The sequence below is a fragment of the Bacillus sp. SH5-2 genome, from assembly GCF_008368905.1.
Lineage (GTDB): Bacteria > Bacillota > Bacilli > Bacillales > Bacillaceae_G > Bacillus_A > Bacillus_A luti.
On sequence record NZ_QOSD01000052.1, the window covers coordinates 1 to 6,029 of the forward strand.

A 6,029-nucleotide genomic window follows, 5' to 3' on the forward strand; every position below is an offset into this window, starting at 1 on the left:
AAGTTGATGGATGTGTGGCGAGACCCCATATCAAGCTTATGGTTCTTTTTGTTTGCGGCAAACTTATGCTTCCAGAATTTGAAGAATTTTTTTAAGTCACCTTTTAAATAAAGTCACAGTGCTCATAAAAAAGATGTGATGTTTAGAATAAAGTTTCGACGTTTTTAAATTGCGATGTTTTGTCCCTTTGGATCTGTTTATCTAAAGGGATGTTTTTATAATGAAAAGATGATTTGAACCGAAATACCGATTAAGGAGCTGTTGAGTAATGATAAAGTTACTCTATTACAGGTCAATTTGTTGAATATCAGCAAAGAAGGAATGTATAGAACTGTGTTGAAGTAGATTAGGGTCGATGTTAAAAAACGGAGGGGTTAAGGTGATTATTGAAATGACTGTGCAAGTTCGTGTTTCAGACTTTGAAAAGGGAAAGGAATGGTACAAGTCACTACTGAATAAAGAGCCTGATTTTATACCTCATGAAGGATTTGTTGAGTTTGAACTCGTACCCGGGAGTTGGTTACAGGTAGCCGAGGGAACGCCAACAGAAGGTAGCGGTCCTATACGCATGGGGGTGATGGATATAGAGGCTGAAAGGGATAGAATGATAAAGGAATTAAATATTGAGCCTTTTGAAATATATTCAAGAGAAGAGGTTCCCGTAAAATGGAGTAGCTTTACAGACCCCTGGGGAAATCGCTTAGGTTTTTTCGAATATTTGAATGAGAATGAAAGAGATGAAACAATAAAAAGAGTTCATGGAACGACGGCTAAGTAGTTAGTCCGTATAACCACCCTCTCCTCAACTAAAGGGCGCTTTAATGAAAGAAAGACCACAGGAATGATCAGACTTTTTTATAAAAGAATGATTCAATTAAATAAGTTAAGAGCGTGCTTTGATCAATTTTCTTAAAAAACACGCTCTTTCTTTTTGCTCGTTTATCAAGGTTATTAGTATCAATTTGACCAAACATTATTCAAAATCTACATTAATAAAACTCACGGCAAGCTTATGGGTTAATAACTTCCATCGCCGTTTAAAAGGATGGATGGAACGATTTCAAGGCGTTGGTACGTATTATTTGGATAGTTACCTCTACTGGTATCGTTGGCTTGAGTTACATAAAAACTTGGCATTTGAAAATCGGGTAGAGCAAATGCTTATTTCAGCTTGTCAAAAATCTAACTATTTCACAGTTGAAGCATTAAGAAAAGACCAAAAGCACCTTTTATCAGGTGCTTTTTAAGCAGATTCAGTAGTTTACTGTTACTCAACTAATAAAGCAGGCTTGCTATAAAAGGAGATTAAAAAAGTTCAACCATTATGTTGAACTTTTAATGCTTGTTACATATTTTCAAATTGGAGATACTCTAAAATATTTCCGAAGGGGTCTCTGAAACTAATATATTTTCCTGGAGGACAATTAGTTGGTTCATCTACAATAAATTCTACTTCTTTATCTTTTAAGAATTTAACCGTTTCATAAATATCTTCAGTTCTCAATCCTAATACAACTCCTGTAATTTTATTATCTTGATTAAAGGTTGTATTATCGTTTGCCTCTAAAATAATTGGTAACTCTCCGTGTACAAGTGATGCAATATTAGGTCCATACTGCTTGTTTAATTCAAAACCTAAAGTATTAGTATAAAAGTCAATTGCTTTGTTTAAATTGGGCACGTAAATACTTATAACACAAACCTGATTCACCATTTCATCCCACCTATTCTTAGTATTACTGTAAATATTCTAAACGCATTTATGAGAACCCTTTATTTTGAAAAATTTTAAAAAACAGAATTCATTCTACACATTTTGTAGATTAGATCTGTCTCTCTTTGCTTTAATAGCAACAATCTTTGAGAAAACAGGCTTAATTAATAACTTTGGTCATAGTGGCAGTATGATTGATGTGTAAAAGAAAAAATACAATGAAGATTTTTAACAGAAGAAAATAAAAAAGTGCTAACAAGTTTGCAAACGAACTTGCTAACACCTATACAAAATAGACATAATTTATCGCTGATATGTCGTCTTTGAAAATAGCTTTAATCAGTTAAATCACACTTATACGAAATGCTCATAAAAATAGTCTTAATATCAAGAATATAACCATCCAGATATCCCTTTACTGTTGAGAAGAAAACGGGGCATGATATTAATTTCTACTCCAGAGTTTGCATCAAATAATAAAAAATTAAGGTTTATAAAACTAAAAGTACAACAAGCTACAAAAGGCATGAAGTGGATTAAAATATTTAGAAATTTAAAAGATGATTTTCATATAGGTGGAGAGGTTAATTTAGATCATATTCTCCAATATCCGAAAGATTATCTAATAGGTACAAATATAAGGGTGTTATTTCCATACAATGAAAGAATATATAAAGTACAAGGTACTAAAGTAAAACTTGGTATAAAAGTAAAAGAGAAAGAGTATTTATTTAAAGAATTTCAGCAGACATTCTCTTGTTTTGCTTTACTCCCAGCATGTAAAAAGGTAGTAACAAATGCTGAGAATGAATTCTTTCCTTTATTTACACCAAAAGGATTAGAGACGATAACGCTGGAAATATGGTCTGAAAAAATATCGCTGGAAATAGAACAGGCATTATTTGAAAGTGAAATTGTTTTAACACAAATTAGTGAGTCATGCTATTTGCTGAATGCAGATTCTCCAGTATTACTTAAGATAGTGAGATTTAATATTGAAAAAGTATTACAAAATCCATATAAAATGCAGTATTGCCAGAAATATAAACCAAACCTTGTCGATGATGTTGTGAAAGCTGTTTATGAAACTGCAGGAGAGCGGTCTGATGCGACATTAGCATTAATTGCAATAAAAAATTGTGATGGGCGCGAAAAAATTAATCCAAAACAAATCATTAGAGAAGGTTTTGCGCGGACAAATCGTATTTCAACATTTATTGATTTATTCATTGGTCAAAGTGTATCTCATAAAACAATTGTAAATAGTATTCTTAGCTTATTAGAACAGAGAGGGTTTTTGAAGCGTAGTTGGAAGAAGATAAATTTACCTTGCATATACGTCACGTTGTCAATTGAGCGAATTTCGAAAATTGATTTCTTACCTATTTTTTCAAAGATAAAAGGAAAAGAAATTTTATATAAATTATATGGGGATACAGTTTGGTACACGATTGATCGCTTATTATTAAATTTAAATAATCATAATGCATTTTTACCGCAGCCTTCAAAAAGAAATGATATGGGGATTCTTTTTAAACAATTTGTTTCCGAAACTTTAATAGAAATTGTACAACATGCAAAAGAGCAGAATGAACAGGTGTATTACATTGTAGATGCGAATATGAGAAAATATTGGATACAAGGGTTACAAAATAAAAAAATCCATATAGATAGTTTACCTGGGATTGTTCCTGATGTGCTAAAGGTTCCAAATTTAAATATTATTAGAATCAATACTGATTTTGATGTACCAACCTACGGTGTGATAGAACGTGATGAGGCTATGGGTAGTACCGGTTTATATGTAGATCGAAAAGGTATGTATTATAGCACTGGCGAGTATGCATTTAATTATAGTGAAATCTTGCATCGATATATAATTGAAATTCTACCATTAGGTGTAAAACATCTAGAAAGGGAACAAATCGTAAAAATGATTCATTACATGTGCTGTAATTCTAGTATGCTCTTGGAAAAGAATGTACATATGACGTATTCCATGCATATGTTTAAAGTGATCAAAAGTTACATTACAGATATAGACGCAAGAGAGTTTAAAGAGTTTGAAGATGAATTAGATGTAGATATAATAAACATAGAAAAGAAAGATTCCGTGATTCTACTATAAATAAAGTCAACAAATCCTGTTCGTTATACCGATCAGGATTTGTCATTTTTTCATGTAAATAATGCTATCCTTTGTCATGTATCGCTTCTTTTAAGTATTTACTTTATGAACATACAGGATTAAGATGTTTTTTAGAAATACAAAATCTATATCATATGGAAATACGAGTTTTATTAATTTGAAAAATTGAAAGGAATGGGGAATTGTGAAGAAATTAGATGTGCTATTAATGCTACTAAGCGGCCTCTTTCCAATTGCAGGAATTATAAAGCAAATCCCACTAGAACAATCTTTATATATTGGAGGACTATTATTTTTTACTAGTTTCGGTAGTTATTTTGCGAAAAAGATATATTCACGTATATGTAGCTGGATAGCATATGCACCATTTATAACACTACTGCTAATCATTTGGAATCAGGATATATCAACAAGTTCAATAATTTCGAATGCAAAAATTGCCGCGTGTATCGCGTTAATTCCGTGTTTATTCCGCTTTCGTACATATGGGCTTACTTTGGGCTTATTCTCATTATGGGGCGCTTTACTATGGGATATAAAAGAAGTACAGTCGTTAGTTATACTTGAACGCATGACGAGCTTAATGACAAGTCAATATGTATATCTTCTATTTTTAATTGGAGGTCTTATCTTAGGGGGATTACTTGCGATGTTAATACACCGCAAAGAGAAAGATAATAAAGAGAATACAAATCTATTTCAACAAAAAAAGAAACGAAAAAGGCTATCATTTAATGTCCGTCTTCCAAGATTACCAAAATTAAAACTGAAATTATTTAAGTTTGGGAGAAAGACGTGTAAACGTAAAAATCCAGAAAGAGTTCATAAGCATAATTACGAAGAACCAGCTGTAACGTATGAAATGAAAGAGGACATAGATCAATACGAAGAAGATACTGTTCAAGGACAAACAAGGATGGAACGTAGAAGGAATAGGTATAATGCGTAATGAAATTTAGTAAACCTTTAATGATTTATCTATTTAACGATAAATCATTAAAGGTTTTTTTGTAATTAAATATAGGTTGCTAATGTGGGATTCATAATATAATTTAAAGATGGGAACTGAAATAAAATAAATGGAGGGCAAAATGCTTATTATTACATCTATCTCTGTTTGTATATTATTCTTAGTTAGCTTTTTGCATGTTTATTGGGCTTTCGGAGGTACGTGGGGGACAAATAGTGTTATTCCAACTATATCGGGAGAAAAAGCGTTTACACCTCGTACAGGAATGACACTGGTCATCGCGTTATTATTAAGTATAGCAGCAATAATTTTATTACAACAAACAAATATTGTTCATTTTGCAGTTCCTAATGTTATTGTTCAAGCTGGTTCCTGGATTTGTATGATTGTTTTTTTCATACGGGTAATTGGTGAGTTTAATTATTTTGGTATCTTTAAACGAAAAAAAGATACGAAGTTTGCTAGAATGGATAAAAATTTATATATTCCTCTTTGTTTATTTTTATCTCTTACATTTTTATTAGTAATAATAAAATGAAAATAAATACGACGCATAATTATATAATACTTAGAAAAAATTGTAATCACATGAGGGCATCCGATATTGAAGATGCTCTTTTTTTGTAAAACATGTCGAATCAACATAATAAATAGCAATATACCAATTATACTGAAAGCGACAAAAGGTATTTGTACAGAAGAAAAGGATACGAGCAATCATTTTGGAGTAGTGTGAGTTTCTAATAAGAATCTAATTTAAAACAGTATTGGACTTAAAAAATCATAAAGTACTATCATCTTTAATTTTAAATTTATCTTTAATATTGATAAATAGAATGAATAAGATTACAGCAAATAGCAAGTTAGATAAGTAGAAATCTTGGTGGTACAGTAATTCAAAAGTAACGTCGAAAATGTAAAATAAACTAATTGTAGGGAGTATACATATGCAAATATATCGCCAGTTTTTTAAAAGGTATTTGTAATTAATTAGTTTTTTCATTATGGAAATTGCTCCTATGTTTTCTTTTATATAATTATACATATAAATAAAGGGATTTATAAAGTGTTTTCTTCATAAAAATAAAATACTTTATAAATAATTTGCAATTGAAAAAATGCAGCAAATTTCACACATTCATACTAAAGATAAAACGTTTAAATACTTGCACTGAAATGATACACTATAGTCTATG

The 6,029-nt window shown here is 30.8% G+C and carries 5 protein-coding genes and 2 pseudogenes; 5 read left to right on the top strand and 2 right to left on the bottom strand.

The genetic code is table 11. The annotated features are described in order from the left end of the window. Positions 1-379: 379 nt before the first annotated feature. Together DN410_RS27685 and DN410_RS27690 are read left to right on the top strand one after the other, a co-directional pair. A complete protein-coding gene (locus tag DN410_RS27685) occupies positions 380-778 on the top strand; it encodes a VOC family protein (protein WP_149178849.1) in 399 nt (132 codons plus the stop codon). 238 nt (positions 779-1,016) lie between these two features. Then, a pseudogene (locus DN410_RS27690) lies at positions 1,017-1,247 on the top strand (hypothetical protein); the annotation flags it as partial. Between the two features lie 98 nt (positions 1,248-1,345). Here the strand turns inward: DN410_RS27690 and DN410_RS27695 are convergent. After that, the gene (locus tag DN410_RS27695; protein ID WP_255446905.1) at positions 1,346-1,714 is read right to left on the bottom strand and encodes a VOC family protein; all 369 of its coding nucleotides are present in this window, start codon (positions 1,712-1,714) and stop codon (positions 1,346-1,348) included. A 385-nt stretch (positions 1,715-2,099) separates the two neighbouring features. Between DN410_RS27695 and DN410_RS27700 the strand changes: the two are divergent. The 3 genes and pseudogenes from DN410_RS27700 to DN410_RS27710 form a co-directional block, all read left to right on the top strand. Further along, positions 2,100-3,842, top strand: a pseudogene (locus tag DN410_RS27700) (RNaseH domain-containing protein); the annotation flags it as partial. A gap of 205 nt (positions 3,843-4,047) precedes the next feature. After that, entirely contained in the window at positions 4,048-4,812 is a 765-nt protein-coding gene (locus DN410_RS27705; protein ID WP_149178850.1) for a DUF3959 family protein, read from the top strand. A gap of 142 nt (positions 4,813-4,954) precedes the next feature. Then, positions 4,955-5,371, top strand: a complete 417-nt coding sequence (locus tag DN410_RS27710) for a DUF3995 domain-containing protein (protein ID WP_149178851.1) — start codon at positions 4,955-4,957, stop codon at positions 5,369-5,371. Positions 5,372-5,614: 243 nt separating this feature from the next. Here DN410_RS27710 and DN410_RS27715 read toward each other — a convergent pair whose 3' ends face one another. Next, the gene (locus DN410_RS27715) at positions 5,615-5,839 is read right to left on the bottom strand and encodes a hypothetical protein (protein WP_149178853.1); all 225 of its coding nucleotides are present in this window, start codon (positions 5,837-5,839) and stop codon (positions 5,615-5,617) included. Between the last annotated feature and the right edge of the window lie 190 nt (positions 5,840-6,029).

Bases quoted from the DNA above. Each gene is read 5' to 3' on its own strand.
- DN410_RS27710 (WP_149178851.1), top strand. From the start codon at position 4,955: ATGCTTATTATTACATCTATCTCTGTTTGTATATTATTCTTAGTTAGC.
- DN410_RS27695 (WP_255446905.1), bottom strand. From the start codon at position 1,714: ATGGTGAATCAGGTTTGTGTTATAAGTATTTACGTGCCCAATTTAAAC.